This window comes from Roseovarius litoreus, assembly GCF_900142765.1.
In the GTDB taxonomy this organism is placed as follows: Bacteria; Pseudomonadota; Alphaproteobacteria; order Rhodobacterales; family Rhodobacteraceae; genus Roseovarius; species Roseovarius litoreus.
Genome location: NZ_FRCB01000001.1, coordinates 38,812 through 55,436, shown reverse-complemented (window position 1 = coordinate 55,436; position 16,625 = coordinate 38,812). Strand labels below are relative to the sequence as shown.

Genomic DNA, 16,625 nt, shown 5'->3' with positions numbered 1-16,625 from the left:
AGGGCGCAGATCATGCGCCCTGCCGCCGATCTATTCGTCCAGCGATCCGTGGATCGCGAATTGCTCGAGCCCGGCATCCTGCGCCTCGATCACGCGAAACGTCTCGCGCACGCCCGACGGGGTCAGTTCCCGCGCCACGGTCAGCAGCGTGTTGGGGGTGTGATCCTCGCACAGCTCGATCATGTGGTCGATCTCGGCCTCGGCCACGGGGCGGGCCGCCTCGGGGCTTGGGGCGCCATAGACATCGACGAAATGCCGCGCCAGCGCATCAGCCAGCGCGTCGCGCTCGGCCGGCTCGATCTGGGTGACGGCGACAAAGGTCACCCGGCCAAAGGTTTCCACCCCAAGCCAGCCGTTTGAAAATGCCTGTCGCGGCTTGCCGGTCAGATCGGCCTCGGACCAGTTCGAAAACTCGAACCCGCCCGCGACGCACCATTCCCCGGTGCGTGCCGGGCTTGCATAGACACGCATGTCGCTTTCGTCGAAATGGATCGCACGGGCCAGTTTCATGAGCTTTTCTCCAGAACGCTGCTCAGCGGGATGAGATGCGTTTTCGTGTCGTCGCGCAAGAGCATCCCGAAATTCTCGTCCACCCCCAGAAAGGTGCCGGTCAGCCCGTTGCAGGTGATATCCTCGCCGATCCCATGGGCCAGACCGCGCCAATCGGCATGCAGGGCGCGCGGACCGTCCTCTTCCCAACGGGTGATCCAGGCCAGCGTGTGCCGCGCCCAGGCTTCCAGCAGCTCGGTCGCATCCACATCGGCGCACCCCTCGTCATAAAGCGCCGTTTCGTCGGGGCGCTCGCCGGGGGCATGGCCGACGCTCAACAGCGGCACCTCCAGCCCCACCACCAGCCAGTCGGGCAGGGCGGTGGCATCGGGCGTGCTGGCCATCGCCCGCAGCTTGCCGCAGGAGGCGCCGTTCACCCGCAGCCCGCCTGCCCATTCCAGATGCACCGCCACTTCGGGCGGGCCAAGGGCGCCAAGGGCGTTCTGGAAGCCCACACCGCATAGCGGCAGCATGGCCATCGCCTGCTCCAGCGGCACCTCGGGCGCCATGACCAGCGCCGCCGCCAACCGGTTGGCGCCGATGTTGTGCACGATCAGTCCCGCGTCACAGCCAAGCGCCGCCATGGCACAGGCCTTTTCGAACGGGTCGATCCCGGCATCGACCGGGTGGCCCGACATCAGCGGTGGAAAGGCCGGGGCGTCGCTCATGCAACCCCCTGGGCCACCAGATAGCGGGCGATTTCCCGGAACGCCTGCGCCTGCGGCGCATCGGGTTTCGACACCACGATCGGCGCCCCCCCGTCCGAGGCGGTTCGGATGTCGATATGCAACGGCACTTCCGCCAGAAGCGGCACGCCGATCTTCTCGCATTCCGCCTTCACGCCGCCATGCCCGAAGACATGTTCTTCATGGCCGCACTGGCTGCAGATATGGGTGGACATGTTCTCGATCATGCCCAGCACCGGGACATGCAGCTGATTGAACATGTCGATCCCCTTGCGCGCATCCAGAAGCGCCACGTCCTGCGGGGTCGAGACGATGATCGCCCCGTCCACCACGGCCTTTTGCGCCAGGGTCATCTGCACGTCGCCGGTGCCGGGCGGCAGATCGACCAGCAGCACGTCAAGCGCGCCCCACTGGACCTGCATCAGCATTTGCTGCAGCGCCCCCATCAGCATCGGACCGCGCCAGACCACGGCCTGATCCTCGTTGGTCATCAGACCGATCGACATCATTGTGACGCCGTGATTGCGCATCGGCAGGATGGTCTTGCCATCGGGGCTGGCAGGACGGCCCGAGACGCCCAGCATCCTTGGCTGGCTGGGGCCATAGACATCCGCATCCAGCAGACCGACGCGCCGCCCCTCGGCGGCCAGCGCACAGGCCAGGTTGGCCGAGACGGTGGATTTGCCCACGCCGCCCTTGCCGCTGGCGATGGCGATGATGTGATTGACGCCGGGCACATGCTGCGGCCCTTGCGGTTCGGCCTTGCGCTGCGGCTTGAGGTCCGGCGGCGCCTTGGAGGAATGCCCCGTCAGCACCGCCGAGACGCTGGCCACCCCCGCGAGCGCCTTGACCGCGGCTTCGGCCTGTGCGCGCACCGGCTCGTAGATATCGGCCTTTGCCGGGTCGATCTCGAGCACGAAGCGCACGGTGTCGCCTTCGACGTTCAGCCCGCGCATCACGCCTGCCGATACGATATCCGAGCCGCTCACGGGGTCATTGACCGCCTTCAGCGCCTCGAGAACGGTTTCTCTAGTCAGAGCCACGGTCAGCCTTGCCCCTTGATGATGCCGGTCACTTCGTGCTCGATATCCAGCCCGTCGACCGTCAGAACCACGCGCGCCTTGAATTCCTTGCCGTCCAGATCGCCCGCCTTGCGCAGACCGTCCTCGATCGCCTGCTGCGAGGTGACGCCCACCTGCTTGAGGAACTTGCGCATGGACATGTTGAAATCACCGATATCGTCGCTCATTTCCGTCTCCCTCTCTCAAGATTGTTGACGCGGTGGGCCTTGGCTTTCTACCTTGGGCCCATGCGTCGGCTCGTTGTTTCATCCTGCCTTGCCCTGGCAAGCGTGCTTGGCCCCGTCACGGTCGCGGCGGCCGAGGATGTTCGGCTCGCCGTGCCTCCGGCGCTGATGGACTCGGGCCTGCTGGACTATGTGGTGCCGCGGTTCTCGTTGAAAACCGGGGTTCGGATCGACATGGTCGGTGCGCAGGACAGCGCCGATCTGGCGCTGACCAACCAAACAGCGGGAACGCCCGTGTTTCAAGGCCCGAACGCCACCTGGAGCCTGATGCGGCTGGATACCGGCAATGCGGATGCCGCGCGGTTTGCCGACTGGCTCACCGGCGAGATCGGCCGCCGCACGATCACCGCCTTCGAGATCGATGGAACCGCCCCCTTCAGCCTCCCGCAAGAGGTCCGCGCCAAGGCGGTGGCGGTCACCTTTGACGGTGACGCGGCCCTGGGCAAGACGCTGTCGGACGAAATGTGCGGGCGCTGCCATGTGGTGATGGACGAAAAGCGGATGAACGATATCGGCTCCGCCCCCTCGTTCTTCGTGCTGCGTGCCATGCGCGACTGGGACAGCCGCTTTCAGGGCTTTTTCGCGCTCAACCCGCATCCCGCCTTCACCCAGATCAAGGACGTGACCCCGCCCTTTCCCATCGACCGCCCGTCGCCCATCGTGCCGGTCGAGATGGATCTCGACCAGCTCGAGGCGATCCTGGCCTATGTCTCGGATATCGAGCCGGCCGATCTGGGCGCGCCGATCGAACATCAGTGATCCCGGCGCTTGCTGAAATAGTCGTCCGTTGTGCGCACCTGCGGGCGGTCGCCCCCGGCAAAGGGGTTGTCCTTGGAATGGAACTGCGCCTTCACCCGGCAATTGTCGCACATCTGGATCATGCGCGCGGCCTGTTCGTTGGCGAACATCGCGTGCTTGCCGGCCAGCTTCTCGGTGATCCGCTCGACCGTTGACTTCACCCCGAAAAGCCCACCGCATTCCACGCAGGCAAACGGCTCTTCCTCGTTGAGCACCACCTGGGTCATCGCCGCATCGGCAAGGTTCAGGCGCGGCTCATAAGTGATCGCCGTCTCGGGGCAGACATTCGCGCAGAGCCCGCATTGCAGGCAGGCATCCTCCTGAAAGCGCAGCTGCGGCTTGTCGGGATTCTCCAGCAGCGCGCCCGACGGGCATAGCGACACGCAAGATAGGCACAGCGTGCAGGCATCGGTACCCACCAACACCGCGCCATAGGGCGCATCTTCGGGCAGGGGCAGAACCGCATCGGCCGGGTTCAGCGCCTTGGCGGCCATCCGGGCCACCTGCCGGCGGCTTCCCATCAGCAGCACGGTGTCCTCCACCGGCTGCGGCAGGTCGCCCGGCGCATAGAGCGCCTCGCACATCGCATCCGGATCGTTCACATCCAGCAGCTTTATTTTCCCTTCGCCCGCAATGGCTTGCGCCAAAGGCACTTCGCTGTCCAGCGCATCGCGCTCGGTCGTGGGGGCCAGCAGGATCGTGACATCCGCAAAGCCCGAGGCCAGCGCCGCCAGCATCTCGGCATGCCCGAAGCCCGAGATCACATCGATCTCCATCGGGATCACATCCGCTGGCAATCCGCGCCCATGCCGCGCCGCAAGCTGGATCATCTCGGTGCCGAACTCCCGGTCGCAGACCAGCAGGCGCGGGGCGATGCCCCCCGCCTTGCGATAGGCCGAGGCCAGCGTCTGAATGCGCCGGAACGTGGTGTCGGGCGAGGGCGCGTCATAGGTGATCGCCCCCGAGGGGCAGCGCGCGGCACAGGCCCCGCAGCCCGCACAGATCATCGGGTCGATGGTCACATGCTCGCCCGCCGGGCTGATCGCGCCCGTGGGGCAGATATCAAGACAATTGCTGCAGCCCACCTTGCCAGCCCGGCTATGGGCGCACAAGAGCGGCTCCATCGCCACGTAAAGCGGCTTTTCGAACGTGCCGATCATCTGCGCTGCGTTCAGCACCGCGTCGGCCACCGCCGTGATGCTGCCGGGATCGGCCCGCAGATAGCCTTCGCGCTTTTGCGGGGCTGGAAACAGCGCCGTGCCACCCGTCAGATCGAGGATCACGTCGCACTCGGTGACCGCGCCATCGCGCGGCTCGGTCCATGTCAGCGGGCCACGGCCTGCCGGGTTGACCTGCCGCAGCGCATCGATCTGCACGCGGAACTGGCCAAGGGCACCCTGTGCGCTGCGCAAATTGCCCCGGATCACGTCGAAGTCGCGGCTTTCGGGCGGCTCGGTATCGTCCGTCACCAACACCGTCACGCCAAGGATCGGGGCCAGTTTGCGGCCCGCCTCCAGCGCCACATCCGACGCGCCGATCACAAGGCACAGCCCCTCCGAGACCACATCCAGCGTCTTTTCGGCGGGAACATTCAGCGTCGCATCGGCCATCAGCGCGGCCATTTTGGGTAGTTTGGACCGGGGGTCGTCGGACCATCCGGCCCGGTCGCGCAGGTCGGTGAATGCGGGGCTTGGCGCCTCCGAATCGGCGGCCAACTCTTCGAAAATGCGTTGCTCCTGACGACAGCAAATCACCGCATCTCCGGCGGCGATTTCCTCGGCCGCGCGATCGAGTTGGGTCGTGCAGAGCCCCGAATGCACCTGAGAGCATGTCAGCCCGGTCGCCTGTTCCAATCCCTCTCGGTCGATCTCTTGGGTGCCGGAACAGTTACATAAAATCAATCGCTTAGCCATGTCGCTCGCTTTGACTGCCTCCCCATGCCAGACGCCTTCAGAGCGTTCGGCGAGCCACAGATTACACATGATTCGCAGCCGTGGTAAACATCATTTACCAAAGCGGACCGACCGCGCGTTGCGCCGCGAATCACCCAAGTGATTCTCCTTGATGGCTCCGCCGGGCGCGCTTCGCCGACATGTGTAAGGGCCGCGCCGGGACTTTTTGTCCAATGCGGCGGTTTGCCTCTTTCACCGCTGCCCATTCTGTCCGCAGCCCTCCATTGTGGACAATGGAATGCAGATTTCGCTTTGAGTGGTCCGGAAACTGTACCAGTCTATGGGCTACCGAAACTGGGGAGGATCGGTGTGGTTCACAATCCGTCGAGATACGCCAGCATGCCGCTTGGCGTTGTCATCCGGAAAACGCCGGGCGCGACCCGTTGGGCGGCCTGGGCCTGGAAAGCCGTGGCCGTGCTGCCCGGTGCCGGCCCGGCCGATTGGCGTGTGCTGCGCTCGGAAGGGGACGTGACCGAATACCATGCCGCGACACCCACACTCGAGTTGCACGGCGCCGACACCGATGCCTATGTCCACGGCCTCGCCGCTCAGGTGCCTTGCATCTACGTCGTGCTGCGCGCCACCGCGTCGACCGAAGGGGCGCCCTTCGAGGTGCTGCTGGTCACCGCCTCGCCCTATGAGGCTCAGGATTATTGCGACAGCGGCGAAGAGATCGTCGAGAAGGTCGCCATGCCCGAAGGCTTGCTGGCCTGGGTCAGCGAGTTCGTCGATACCCACCATGTCGAAGAGGAATTCAAGAAGCGCCGCCGCGACCGCGTCGATATCGATGTGGTCGAGGATGGTGTGGGCGATCCGCGCATTCACCAGATGCGCGATGTCTTCCGCTCGCCGGCGCTGCAGCGCAAGGGACGGATGCAATGAGCCGGGGTGATTTCTGGTCGCGCCGCAAGGCCAGGGTTCAGGCCGAGCAGGAGGCCGAGGCCCGCGCCGCGCTGGCCGCCGAAGAGGCCGCCCGCGAGCAGGAGCTTGCGGAAAAGCCCGATGCCGAGATCCTCGAGGAACTGGGCCTGCCCGATCCCGACACGCTCGAGCCGGGCGCCGATTTCCGCGCCTTCATGCAAAAGGCCGTGCCCGACCGGATCCGCCGCCGCGCCTTGCGGCGGCTTTGGCTGTCCAACCCGGCGCTGGCCAATCTCGATGGCCTGATCGACTATGGCGAGGATTTCACCGACAGCGCCACCGTGCTCGAGAACCTGCAGACCGCCTATCAGGTGGGCAAGGGCATGATGGCCCATGTCGAGGAACTGGCCCGTCAGGCCGATGAGAAATCCGCCGCCGAAGCCGACATCGCCGAGGCCGCAGATACGACCGACGCCGCCACCGCCGAAGAGCCCGCCGACGACGCCGCGCAAACATATGCCGAGACCGCACAGGCCGACACCGAGCAAGACGACGACCCCGATCAGCACGGCGAGGCGTATGTCTGGCAGGAAAACGGCCCCGAGCCTGCCGCCCCGCCGCGCCGACGTTTGCGGTTTTCCTTCGATGACCGGGCATCGGCCGGTCAGGGCTTTGACATGACGGGAGCATCACAGTGACGGAGCAAGCAGCAGTGAGCCACGCCATCCTCGAAGAAGACCGGCTGCGCGCCGATCTTTACGACTATCTCGGTGTGCTGCTGGCCGGTCCGCCCAATCAGGGCCTGCTCGACCAGACCGCGCGCCTGTCGGGTGACGACACCGACCTCGGCACCGCCATCGCCGCGCTGTCGCGCATCGCGCGCCACACGCAGGAACCCGCTGTCGAACGCGAGTTCAACGCGCTGTTCATCGGTCTGGGCCGGGGCGAGCTTCTGCCCTATGCCAGCTATTACCTGACCGGGTTCCTGAACGAAAAACCGCTGGCCGCCCTGCGCCGCGACATGGCCGCGCGCGGCATGACCCGCGCCCCCAATGTCTATGAGCCCGAGGACAACATCGCCTCGCTGATGGAGATGATGGCGGGCCTGATTACCGGACGGTTCGGCAAGCCCGCGTCGCTGGCCGATCAAAAGACGTTCTACAACAAGCATATCGGCCCCTGGGCCGGGCATTTCTTCACGGATTTGGAGGCTGCAAAGAACTCGGTTCTCTATGCCTCGGTCGGCGCTGTCGGCCGGGTCTTCATGGAGATCGAGGCCCAAGGCTTCCGAATGAGCGCGGAGTGATCCGCATGACCCGGCGGGCAACCGCCATCACCAACGAGAGGAGGACTCTCATGTCGAAGAAAACCGAGGATGGCGCCAGCCGTCGCGATTTTCTCAAACTGGCCGCCTCCGGCGCGCCCGCTGTTGCGGTCGTGACGGCAGTGACCGGTGGGCAGGCCGAAGCGGCCGAGCCCGATCTTGCATCCAGCCGGATTCAGGACACCGCGCATACGCGTGCCTATCTCGACTCTGCCCGGTTCTGAACCGGACAAGGTCACCCATCCATGCCGGCGACCGGTTGCGTGACGCCCGACTGTCCGGTGATCAACCTTAGTACCCAGCAAGCCCCTTGGGGCGCGCCCGGGAGGAGATGAAAACATGCTTAGGAAAAAGACCAACGGGGTTGCGAGACGCCCCCAGCGGACAAGTATCCTGTCTGAGGTCGCCGGGAAATCCGTCGACCGCCGCGCGTTTCTGCGCGGCAGCGGTCTGGCCATCGGTGGCCTTGCCGCGATCGGTGCCATGGGTGGCACCGTCACGAAAGCCAGCGCCGCCACCGCGGCGCAAGGCGCGGTCCAGACCCTGAAATCGGTCTGCACCCATTGCTCGGTCGGCTGCACGGTCATCGCCGAAGTGCAGAACGGCGTCTGGACGGGTCAGGAACCCGGCTGGGACAGCCCGTTCAACCTCGGTGCCCATTGCGCCAAGGGTGCGTCGGTGCGTGAACACGCGCATGGCGAGCGTCGTCTCAAGTATCCGATGAAAAAAGAGAACGGCGAGTGGAAGCGCATCAGCTGGGAACAGGCGATCAACGAGATCGGCGACGGCATGATGCAGATCCGCGAAGAAAGCGGCCCCGACAGCGTCTATTGGCTGGGCTCCGCCAAGCACAACAACGAACAGGCCTACCTGTTCCGCAAGTTCGCGGCCTACTGGGGCACGAACAACGTGGATCACCAGGCCCGGATTTGTCACTCGACCACCGTTGCGGGCGTTGCGAACACATGGGGCTACGGCGCCATGACCAACTCCTACAACGACATCCACAATTCCCAGGCGATCTTCATCATCGGCGGCAACCCTGCCGAGGCGCACCCCGTCTCGCTGCTGCACGTGCTGAAGGCCAAGGAACAGAACAACGCGCCTCTCATCGTCTGCGATCCGCGCTTCACGCGCACGGCCGCACATGCCGATGAATATGTCCGGTTCCGTCCGGGCTCGGACGTGGCTCTGGTCTGGGGCATCCTGTGGCACATCTTCGAGAATGGCTGGGAAGACAAGGAATTCATCCGCACCCGCGTGTGGGGGATGGACCAGATCAAGGAAGAAGTCGCCAAGTGGACCCCCGAAGAGGTCGAGCGCGTCACCGGCGCCCCCGGCAGCCAGCTCGAGCGCGTCGCGCGTACTCTGGCCAACAACCGTCCCGGCACCGTGATCTGGTGCATGGGCGGCACGCAGCACACCAACGGCAACAACAACACCCGCGCCTACTGCATCCTGCAGCTTGCTCTTGGCAACATGGGTGTGTCGGGTGGCGGCACCAACATCTTCCGCGGCCATGACAACGTGCAGGGCGCCACGGACCTTGGTGTTCTGTCGCACACGCTGCCGGGCTACTACGGTCTGGCCGCAGGCTCGTGGGCGCATTGGGCTCGCGTCTGGGGCGAAGATCCCGAATGGCTGGCGGCACGCTTCGACAAGATCACCGGCAAGGACGGCAAGGAAAAATCCCTGCAGAACCTGTCGGGTATCCCGGTCAGCCGCTGGATCGACGGCGTCCTCGAAGACACCGCGAACATGGACCAGCCCAACAAGGTCCGTGCGATGGTGCTCTGGGGCCACGCGCCCAACTCGCAGACCCGTATGACCGAGATGAAGACGGCGATGGAAAAGCTCGACATGCTTGTCGTGGTCGATCCGTTCCCGACCGTCTCGGCCGTGCTGCATGACCGGACCGATGGCTGCTACCTGCTGCCGGCCACCACGCAGTTCGAAACCTACGGCTCGGTGACGGCGTCCAACCGCTCGATCCAGTGGCGCGAAAAGGTCATCGATCCGCTGTTCGAATCGAAGACCGACCACGAGATCATCGGTCTCTTCGCCAAGAAGTTCGGCTTCCATGACCGGATGTTCCGCAACATCCAGCTCGAAGCGGATGGCATCACGCCGAATATCGAGGACACGACCCGCGAGTTCAACCGCGGCATGTGGACCGTCGGCTATACCGGCCAGTCGCCCGAGCGCATCAAGCTGCACATGGCCAACCAGCACACGTTCGACCGGACGACGCTGAAGGCTCTGGGTGGCCCCGCCGATGGTGATTATTACGGGATGCCCTGGCCCTGCTGGGGAACACCGGAAATGCGTCACCCCGGCACGCCGAACCTCTATGACATGTCCAAGTCGGTGGCCGATGGCGGCCTGACCTTCCGCGCCCGTTTCGGCGTGGAGCGGGATGGCGAAAACCTGCTGGCCGAAGGCGTCTACTCGAAGGATTCGGAAATCCAGGACGGATATCCCGAATTCACCATGCAGATGCTGATGGATCTTGGCTGGGACGGTGACCTGACGGCGGACGAACGCGCCGTGATCGAAAAGGTCGCGGGCAGCGCCGACAAGGTGCCTGGCGTCAACTGGAAGACCGACCTTTCGGGCGGTATCCAGCGGGTTGCCATCGCACATGGCTGTGCGCCCTTCGGCAACGCCAAGGCCCGGACCGTGGTCTGGACCTTCCCCGATCCGGTGCCGCTGCACCGCGAGCCGCTCTATACGAACCGGCGCGATCTGGTGGCGGATTACCCGACCTACGAAGACCGGCATGCTTACCGCCTGCCCACCCTCTATGCGTCGATCCAGAAGAACGACTTCTCCAAGGATTACCCGATCATCCTGACATCGGGTCGCCTTGTGGAATACGAGGGCGGTGGCGACGAAACACGGTCGAACCCGTGGCTTGCCGAACTTCAGCAGGACATGTTCGTCGAAGTGAACCCCAGGGATGCGAACAACCTTGGTGTGCGCGATGGCGAGCAGGTCTGGGTGGAAGGCCCCGAAGGCGGCAAGGTCAAGGTCATGGCCATGGTCACCGAACGGGTCGGCGAAGGCGTCGCCTTCATGCCCTTCCACTTCGGCGGTCATTTCCAGGGCGAGGACCAGCGGTCGAAATATCCGGACGGGGCAGACCCCTATGTCTTGGGTGAATCGACCAACACGGCCCAGACCTATGGCTATGACTCTGTGACCCAGATGCAGGAGACCAAAGCGACTCTCTGCAAGATCATGCCAGCGTAAGGAGACAAGAGAATGGCAAGAGCAAAATTTCTCTGCGACGCCGAGCGCTGCATCGAATGCAACGCTTGCGTCACCGCCTGTAAGAACGAGCACGAGGTGCCTTGGGGTATCAACCGGCGCCGGGTCGTGACCATCGAGGATGGCAAGCCCGGTGAACGGTCGATCTCGGTCGCCTGTATGCATTGTTCGGATGCGCCCTGTATGGCGGTCTGCCCTGTGGACTGCTTCTACCAGACGTCCGACGGGGTGGTTCTGCACTCCAAGGATCTGTGCATCGGCTGCGGTTACTGCTTCTACGCGTGCCCGTTCGGTGCGCCGCAGTTCCCGCAGGCAGGCAACTTCGGAAGCCGTGGCAAGATGGACAAATGTACCTTCTGCGCCGGTGGCCCCGAGGAAAACCACAGCCAGGCCGAGTTCCAGAAATACGGCCGCAACCGGATCGCCGAGGGCAAACTGCCCATCTGCGCCGAGATGTGCTCGACCAAGGCCCTGCTGGCGGGGGATGGCGACGTCGTCGCCAATATCTACCGCGAGCGCGTGGTCGCACGGGGCTTCGGCTCCGGCGCCTGGGGCTGGGGCACCGCCTACGAGCAGAAGGGCGGCTGATCCCTTCGGGACCACGGGATGCGCGGCGTTCGCGCATCCACTGCCACACGGACAAGGTCGGGCCGCCGCATCAGGCGGCCCGATCCGACCATGGTTTAATTTGATACAGGACAGATCGCATGACCCGGCTTCTGTACACGCTCTTCTTGTCTTTGCTGCTGGCCGCGCCGGTGTCCTCCGTGACCGCGCAACAGGCCACCGAGACACCCCAGATCGACCGCTCCGCCACCGGCGGGGCGCCTACGCTCGAGGATATTCTGGCCCGCCAGCGCGGCGAGGCCGTGGACAACAGCTGGCGCCGCGGCACCGATGACGGCAGCGCCGACACCGCCCCCGGGACCGGCCCTCTCGGCACGCTTGGCGGCATGTCCAATTCCGATGTCTGGCGCGATCTGCGCTTCAACGAGGCCGATATCAAGGTCTCGGCCGGTGGCCCCGTCGCCAAGGTGCTGGTGCAGGACAGCGGCATGGCCTGGCTGCAATTCCGCGAAGGTCCGCTGATCACCTATGGCGGACTCGCCCTTCTGGGCACGCTCGGACTGCTGGTGATCTTCTACCTGTTCCGCGGCAAGATCCGCATCGACGGCAAGAAATCCGGCCGTACTGTCACCCGCTTCGCCTTCATCGAACGCTTCGCGCATTGGCTGATGGCCGGCTCCTTCATCTTGCTGGGCATCACCGGGCTGATCACGCTGATGGGCCGCAAGTTCATCATTCCCGCGTTCGGCCACGAGGCGTTCTCGACCGTCGCGATCGCGTCGAAATGGATCCACAACAACATTTCCTGGGCCTTCATGCTGGGGCTGGCCATGGCCTTCGTGCTGTGGGTCGTGCACAATATCCCCAACAAGACAGACCTGAAATGGCTGGCCGTGGGCGGCGGGATCTTCAAAAAGGGCGTTCACCCGCCCGCGCGCAAGTTCAATGCGGGCCAGAAGATGATCTTCTGGTCGGTCATCATCCTCGGCGCGTCGATCTCGGCTTCGGGCCTGTCGCTGCTCTTCCCGTTCGAGCTGCCGATGTTCGCCAAGACCTTCGCGATCCTCAACGATACCGGCCTGCCGCAGATGGTGGGTCTGGGCGTGCTGCCCACCGACCTGCCGCCGCATCAGGAGATGCAGCTGGCCCAAGCCTGGCATGCCATCGTAAGCTTCGTGCTGATGGCGATCATCCTCGCGCATATCTATATCGGCTCGGTCGGCATGGAAGGCGCGTTCGATGCCATGGGCTCGGGCGAGGTCGAAGAGCAATGGGCGCGGGAACACCATGGCCTGTGGCTCGAAGAGCTTCAGCAGAAAGGCCAGGCGCCCGCACCCGGCAAGGCGCCCACTCCCGCGGAATAAGGGATGCGCGCGCTGGTCTCAGGCCTGCTCATGTCTGTGCTGGCGGCCCTCCCGGCCGCCAGTCAGGACTTTACCACGCTCAAGGGCCATGGCGGCCCGATCATGGGGGTGCAGGTCGATCCTGCGACGGGCCGGGTGATCTCGGGCAGCTTCGACAATTCCGTGGGGCTTTGGCAGGGACGCGATCCGCGCTGGCTCGAAGGGCATGACGCCGCCGTGAACACGGTGCTTTTCCTCGCGCCTGACCGTGCGGCATCGGGGGGCGATGATTTCAACGTGATCCTGTGGGACCTTGATGCCGGGACACCAAGCCGTCTGACCGGGCATCAGGGCAAGGTCGCGGGGCTGTCGGTCTCGCCGGATGGCGCCCTTCTGGCCTCGGCCAGTTGGGATGGTTCCATCGGGCTCTGGCCGCTTGTCGCGCCTGACGGTGCGCCGCGCTTCTTGCGCGGCCATGGATCGGGGGTGAATGCCGTGACCTTCGCCTCGGACGGCGCGCGGCTCTTTTCGGCCTCCGCCGATGGTACGATCCGCGTCTGGGATGTGGCCTCGGGCGAGGACCGGGTTCTGACCGATCAGGGCTTCGGCGTGAACCGGCTTGTGCTGGGTCCGAACGATGCCTGGCTGGCCTATGGTGCGGTCGATGGCGTCACGCGGGTGATCGACCCGGTCAGCGGGGAGCAACTCTACGATTTCTCGCTCGAGCGGCGCCCAGTGCTGGCAATGGCGCATCACGAGGCGACCAGCCAAATGGCGGTGGGCGACGGGCATGGCTATATCATGATGATTGACACCGGCACGTGGCGCATCACCCGCGATTTCCGCGCCATGCAGCGCGGCCCGGTCTGGGCGCTGGATTTCTCCGCCGACGGGGCCTCGATCCTGGCAGGCGGGCTTGATGATGTGGTCTATTCCTGGCCCGTTGCCCTGCTCGATGAATTCGATCCCGCCGGAAGCTCTCAGCGGCAAAGCTTCCTGCGCGACCCTGAAACCATGCCCAATGGCGAGCGGCAGTTCATGCGCAAATGCTCGATCTGCCACGCGCTGACCCCGCCGCCCTCGCGCAAGGCGGGGCCGACGCTCTATGATCTTTTTGGCCGCAAGGCGGGGGCGATCGCGGATTATCCCTATTCCGACATCCTTGCCACATCGGACATCATCTGGTCCGACGACACTATTGATGCCCTGTTCGACATGGGCCCCGACCACTACATACCAGGGTCCCGGATGCCGATGCAGGTTATCCGGGCCGAGACAGACCGCCAGGACCTGATCGCCTTCCTTCGTTCGGCGACGGCTCCGGATACGGCCCCAGATGCGGGCCCAAACAAGGAGAACTGAGATGAAAGCGATGTATGCGGCCTTTGCGGCCACCGTGGTGATCTCGATCGCCGGTTACTACATTCTCGGCGAGATGGGCTTCTCGAGCGGGCAGACCTTTGCCAGCGACTCCGTCCGGCTCGATGACGCGTCGGAATGACCGTCGCCGGCGTTCAGACAAGCGGCGCCACCCGGCCCGATGACGATTACGGCGAAAATCTCGAGGTCGCCTCGATCCTCGTGATCGATGACGAGCCGGGAATGCGCAACTTCCTGACCAAGGTTCTGACGCCGCGCTGCAAGCGCGTCGAACAGGCGCGCTCGGCCCGCGAGGCGTCGGACCTGCTGGATCAGGCGCATTTCGATCTCATCATCCTCGACAACATCATGCCCGAAACCGCCGGTCTGGATTGGCTCGATGAGCAGCGCCGCGTGGGGCTTTTTGCCGATGCGATCCTGATCACCGCCTATGCCGATCTCGACACCGCCATTCGCGCGCTGCGCGCCGGGGTGGCGGATTTCGTGCTCAAGCCGTTCCGCGCCAACCAGATCCTCAATGCCGTGGCGCGCGCGCTCGACCGCAAATATCTGCGGCGCGAGAATTACCTTCTCAAGCATGAACTCTCCGAAGGCGGCATCAGCGCGCGGGGGCGTCTTTTGGGCCAGTCCCCCGCCGTGCAGGACGTGCGTGACATGCTGGCCAAGGTGGCGCCGCAGCGCACCACGGTGCTCTTCACCGGCGCCAGCGGCACCGGCAAGGAAGTGGCCGCGCGCACGCTGCACGGCCTGTCGGACCGGGCCGAGGCGCCCTTCGTCGCCGTCAACTGCGCCGCCATCTCGCCCGACAAGATCTCCGAAGAGCTGTTCGGCGTCCTGCAGGACGGCCAGCCGCTCAAGGAAGGGTTGTTCCTGCATGCCGATGGCGGCACGCTCTTTCTGGACGAGGTGGCGCAACTACCCGTCCAGGCGCAGGCCACGCTGTTGCGCGTGCTCGAAGATCAGCGCATCCGCCCCGCCGGCGCCGAGCGCGAGATCCCGCTCAACCTGCGGTTTTTGTTCGCGACCAATGCCGATCTCGACGCCGCCGTGGCCGAAGGCCGCTTCCGCGCCGATCTCTACCACCGGATCAACGTGTTCCGCATCGAGATGCCGCTGCTGCGCGACCGCACCGAGGATATCGTCGAGCTTGCGGCCTATTTCATGAGCGAGTTTTCCCGCGCGCTCGGCCTGCCGGCGCTGGAGCTGAACGAAGAGGTGTTCCTCAAGCTCAGCCGCTACGACTGGCCCGGCAATGTGCGCGAGCTGCGCAACCTGATCGAACGCTCGGTGATTCTCGGCGCCTTCCCGGCAGAGTTTTCGGGCGAGGGGCGCATCACCGGCCCCGAGGCCATCGAGACGCTGGAGCTGGTCGAGCAGCGCCATATCCTCAACGTGCTCGACGCCTGCGGCGGCAACCGCGCCGAGGCCGCCCGCCGCCTTGGCGTGTCGCGCAAGACCATCGACCGCAAATGCGCGAGCTGGGGCGTCTAGACCCGAGGTCGGGCATTGCGATGGACGCGCCTTTGGCGCGGCAGGGTTTGCGCGCCATGGGCGCGCGGGTGGGGGCCAGCCCCCGCCGTTGAAATCCTGAAGGGATTTCAACGACTCCCCCGGGATATTTCTGGCCAGAAGAAACCCGGTGCATTAGGCTTTGCGGCGACAGTCCATCTGCAAGGAGCCGACCCGATGTCCGACCGCCCGCAGGCGCAGCCCACGACCCTGGCCGATGATGACAGCCACCGCATCACAAGGTTCGATTTCGAACCGGGCGCCGAGACCGGCTGGCATGTGCACGGCTTCGATTACGTCATCGTGGCACTGAGCGCCTGCGAGATGCATCTCGAGATGCCCGATGGCAGCGTCAATGAGGTGAGCTTGCCGCCGGGCCGGACCTATCACCGGCCCGTCGGCGTGGAGCATAACGTCATCAATGGCGGCACGGCGCCCATGGCCTTTGTCGAGCTGGAGTTCAAGCAGGGGCTCGATCTCGCTGCACTCGACAAAGGCTGAGACCTGCGGCTAAAGGGCTGCAGGCTCAGGCGCGCGACAGAACGCTGGCGGGGCGCGCCTTGTAAAGCGCCGCGGTCAGCGCTGCCGCCAGACCTGCCTTGATGAGATCGCCGGGGATGAACGGCGCCATCGACAGCGTGGCCTGGGTCACGGTGAGATCGAGCATCGCCACCATCCCGAGGATGCCGGGGATATAGAGCACCAGGATCCCGCCGATCACCGCCGCGCAGATCGCGGCGGGAAAGACCGGCGCGCCGCGCATCCGTTCCATGATCCACCCGGTGACGAAGGCCGCGATCGGAAAGCCGATCAGAAAGCCCACCGTCGGCCCGGCAAAGACGCCCAGACCGCCGCGCCCGCCCGCCAGAAGCGGCAGGCCAAGCGCCACCAGCCCCAGAAACAGCAGCACCGCCAGCGCGCCGCGTCGCGCGCCCAGGATCGTGCCGCAGAGCATGATCCCCATGCCCTGCGCGGTGATCGGGATCCCCGAGGCCAGCGTGAATTTCGGCACCAGCCCCAGCACCGCGATCAGCGCCGCGAAAAGGGCGATGAGTGTGACCTGTCGTTCCATGCGTCCTG

At 65.0% G+C, this 16,625-nt stretch carries 18 protein-coding genes; 12 read left to right on the top strand and 6 right to left on the bottom strand.

Annotated elements, in window-relative coordinates:
• Positions 1–30 precede the first annotated feature (30 nt).
• The 4 genes from F3H35_RS00265 to F3H35_RS00250 are packed head-to-tail and all read right to left on the bottom strand — an operon-like array spanning position 31 to position 2,484.
• Entirely contained in the window at positions 31–510 is a 480-nt protein-coding gene (locus tag F3H35_RS00265) for a DUF6505 family protein (protein ID WP_149777676.1), read from the bottom strand.
• Positions 507–1,217, bottom strand: a complete 711-nt coding sequence (locus F3H35_RS00260; protein ID WP_149777675.1) for a biotin/lipoate--protein ligase family protein — start codon at positions 1,215–1,217, stop codon at positions 507–509. The genes F3H35_RS00265 and F3H35_RS00260 overlap by 4 nt, the downstream gene beginning before the upstream one ends.
• Positions 1,214–2,278: an iron-sulfur cluster carrier protein ApbC gene (gene apbC, locus F3H35_RS00255; protein WP_149777674.1), complete on the bottom strand. Its 1,065-nt coding sequence runs from the start codon at positions 2,276–2,278 to the stop codon at positions 1,214–1,216. Before apbC ends, F3H35_RS00260 begins: the two co-directional genes overlap by 4 nt.
• 2 nt (positions 2,279–2,280) lie before the next feature.
• Positions 2,281–2,484 (bottom strand): DUF6494 family protein, encoded by a 204-nt coding sequence (locus F3H35_RS00250; RefSeq protein WP_007816838.1) that lies wholly within the window; start codon positions 2,482–2,484, stop codon positions 2,281–2,283.
• Between the two features lie 60 nt (positions 2,485–2,544).
• Here F3H35_RS00250 and F3H35_RS00245 point away from each other — a divergent pair, with 60 nt between their 5' ends.
• Positions 2,545–3,300, top strand: a complete 756-nt coding sequence (locus F3H35_RS00245) for a hypothetical protein (RefSeq protein WP_223228276.1) — start codon at positions 2,545–2,547, stop codon at positions 3,298–3,300.
• On the opposite strand, the gene F3H35_RS00240 is transcribed toward F3H35_RS00245, so the two are convergent.
• Positions 3,294–5,252, bottom strand: a complete 1,959-nt coding sequence (locus tag F3H35_RS00240) for a 4Fe-4S binding protein (RefSeq protein ID WP_149777672.1) — start codon at positions 5,250–5,252, stop codon at positions 3,294–3,296. The two genes, F3H35_RS00245 and F3H35_RS00240, sit on opposite strands and share 7 nt — an antisense overlap.
• Positions 5,253–5,630: 378 nt before the next feature.
• Between F3H35_RS00240 and F3H35_RS00235 the strand changes: the two genes are divergently transcribed.
• The 11 genes from F3H35_RS00235 to F3H35_RS00190 all read left to right on the top strand — a co-directional run bounded on the left by F3H35_RS00235 (position 5,631) and on the right by F3H35_RS00190 (position 16,046).
• A complete protein-coding gene (locus F3H35_RS00235) occupies positions 5,631–6,173 on the top strand; it encodes a DUF3305 domain-containing protein (RefSeq protein WP_149777671.1) in 543 nt (180 codons plus the stop codon).
• A complete protein-coding gene (locus F3H35_RS00230; protein ID WP_149777670.1) occupies positions 6,170–6,850 on the top strand; it encodes a DUF3306 domain-containing protein in 681 nt (226 codons plus the stop codon). Before F3H35_RS00235 ends, F3H35_RS00230 begins: the two co-directional genes overlap by 4 nt.
• Positions 6,847–7,458 carry a TorD/DmsD family molecular chaperone gene (locus F3H35_RS00225; protein WP_149777669.1) on the top strand — a complete coding sequence of 204 codons (612 nt, stop codon included), beginning with the start codon at positions 6,847–6,849 and terminating at the stop codon, positions 7,456–7,458. Before F3H35_RS00230 ends, F3H35_RS00225 begins: the two co-directional genes overlap by 4 nt.
• Positions 7,459–7,508: 50 nt before the next feature.
• A complete protein-coding gene (locus tag F3H35_RS00220; RefSeq protein WP_007816850.1) occupies positions 7,509–7,700 on the top strand; it encodes a ubiquinol-cytochrome c reductase iron-sulfur subunit N-terminal domain-containing protein in 192 nt (63 codons plus the stop codon).
• 115 nt (positions 7,701–7,815) lie between these two features.
• Complete coding sequence (locus tag F3H35_RS00215) at positions 7,816–10,728, top strand: formate dehydrogenase subunit alpha (protein WP_149777668.1); 2,913 nt, start codon at positions 7,816–7,818, stop codon at positions 10,726–10,728.
• Positions 10,729–10,740: 12 nt separating this feature from the next.
• Positions 10,741–11,334, top strand: coding sequence for a formate dehydrogenase FDH3 subunit beta (fdh3B, locus tag F3H35_RS00210; RefSeq protein ID WP_007816854.1), 594 nt, complete (start codon positions 10,741–10,743; stop codon positions 11,332–11,334).
• 119 nt (positions 11,335–11,453) lie between these two features.
• Positions 11,454–12,677, top strand: a complete 1,224-nt coding sequence (locus F3H35_RS00205; protein WP_149777667.1) for a formate dehydrogenase subunit gamma — start codon at positions 11,454–11,456, stop codon at positions 12,675–12,677.
• A gap of 3 nt (positions 12,678–12,680) precedes the next feature.
• On the top strand, positions 12,681–14,018 hold the full coding sequence (locus F3H35_RS00200) for a c-type cytochrome (protein ID WP_149777666.1): 1,338 nt from the start codon (positions 12,681–12,683) through the stop codon (positions 14,016–14,018).
• Position 14,019: 1 nt separating this feature from the next.
• Positions 14,020–14,157: a hypothetical protein gene (locus F3H35_RS18725; protein ID WP_188129820.1), complete on the top strand. Its 138-nt coding sequence runs from the start codon at positions 14,020–14,022 to the stop codon at positions 14,155–14,157.
• Positions 14,154–15,527, top strand: a complete 1,374-nt coding sequence (locus tag F3H35_RS00195) for a sigma-54-dependent transcriptional regulator (protein ID WP_149777665.1) — start codon at positions 14,154–14,156, stop codon at positions 15,525–15,527. Before F3H35_RS18725 ends, F3H35_RS00195 begins: the two co-directional genes overlap by 4 nt.
• Before the next feature lie 195 nt (positions 15,528–15,722).
• Entirely contained in the window at positions 15,723–16,046 is a 324-nt protein-coding gene (locus F3H35_RS00190) for a cupin domain-containing protein (RefSeq protein WP_007816860.1), read from the top strand.
• A gap of 25 nt (positions 16,047–16,071) precedes the next feature.
• On the opposite strand, the gene F3H35_RS00185 is transcribed toward F3H35_RS00190, so the two are convergent.
• Positions 16,072–16,617, bottom strand: coding sequence for a biotin transporter BioY (locus F3H35_RS00185; RefSeq protein WP_149777664.1), 546 nt, complete (start codon positions 16,615–16,617; stop codon positions 16,072–16,074).
• Positions 16,618–16,625: the final 8 nt, after the last annotated feature.

Bases quoted from the DNA above. Each gene is read 5' to 3' on its own strand.
- F3H35_RS00205 (WP_149777667.1), top strand. From the start codon at position 11,454: ATGACCCGGCTTCTGTACACGCTCTTCTTGTCTTTGCTGCTGGCCGCG.
- F3H35_RS18725 (WP_188129820.1), top strand. From the start codon at position 14,020: ATGAAAGCGATGTATGCGGCCTTTGCGGCCACCGTGGTGATCTCGATC.
- F3H35_RS00190 (WP_007816860.1), top strand. From the start codon at position 15,723: ATGTCCGACCGCCCGCAGGCGCAGCCCACGACCCTGGCCGATGATGAC.
- F3H35_RS00200 (WP_149777666.1), top strand. From the start codon at position 12,681: ATGCGCGCGCTGGTCTCAGGCCTGCTCATGTCTGTGCTGGCGGCCCTC.
- F3H35_RS00215 (WP_149777668.1), top strand. From the start codon at position 7,816: ATGCTTAGGAAAAAGACCAACGGGGTTGCGAGACGCCCCCAGCGGACA.
- F3H35_RS00230 (WP_149777670.1), top strand. From the start codon at position 6,170: ATGAGCCGGGGTGATTTCTGGTCGCGCCGCAAGGCCAGGGTTCAGGCC.
- F3H35_RS00195 (WP_149777665.1), top strand. From the start codon at position 14,154: ATGACCGTCGCCGGCGTTCAGACAAGCGGCGCCACCCGGCCCGATGAC.
- F3H35_RS00265 (WP_149777676.1), bottom strand. From the start codon at position 510: ATGAAACTGGCCCGTGCGATCCATTTCGACGAAAGCGACATGCGTGTC.
- F3H35_RS00250 (WP_007816838.1), bottom strand. From the start codon at position 2,484: ATGAGCGACGATATCGGTGATTTCAACATGTCCATGCGCAAGTTCCTC.
- F3H35_RS00240 (WP_149777672.1), bottom strand. From the start codon at position 5,252: ATGGCTAAGCGATTGATTTTATGTAACTGTTCCGGCACCCAAGAGATC.
- fdh3B (WP_007816854.1), top strand. From the start codon at position 10,741: ATGGCAAGAGCAAAATTTCTCTGCGACGCCGAGCGCTGCATCGAATGC.
- F3H35_RS00235 (WP_149777671.1), top strand. From the start codon at position 5,631: ATGCCGCTTGGCGTTGTCATCCGGAAAACGCCGGGCGCGACCCGTTGG.
- F3H35_RS00220 (WP_007816850.1), top strand. From the start codon at position 7,509: ATGTCGAAGAAAACCGAGGATGGCGCCAGCCGTCGCGATTTTCTCAAA.
- F3H35_RS00260 (WP_149777675.1), bottom strand. From the start codon at position 1,217: ATGAGCGACGCCCCGGCCTTTCCACCGCTGATGTCGGGCCACCCGGTC.
- F3H35_RS00185 (WP_149777664.1), bottom strand. From the start codon at position 16,617: ATGGAACGACAGGTCACACTCATCGCCCTTTTCGCGGCGCTGATCGCG.
- F3H35_RS00245 (WP_223228276.1), top strand. From the start codon at position 2,545: ATGCGTCGGCTCGTTGTTTCATCCTGCCTTGCCCTGGCAAGCGTGCTT.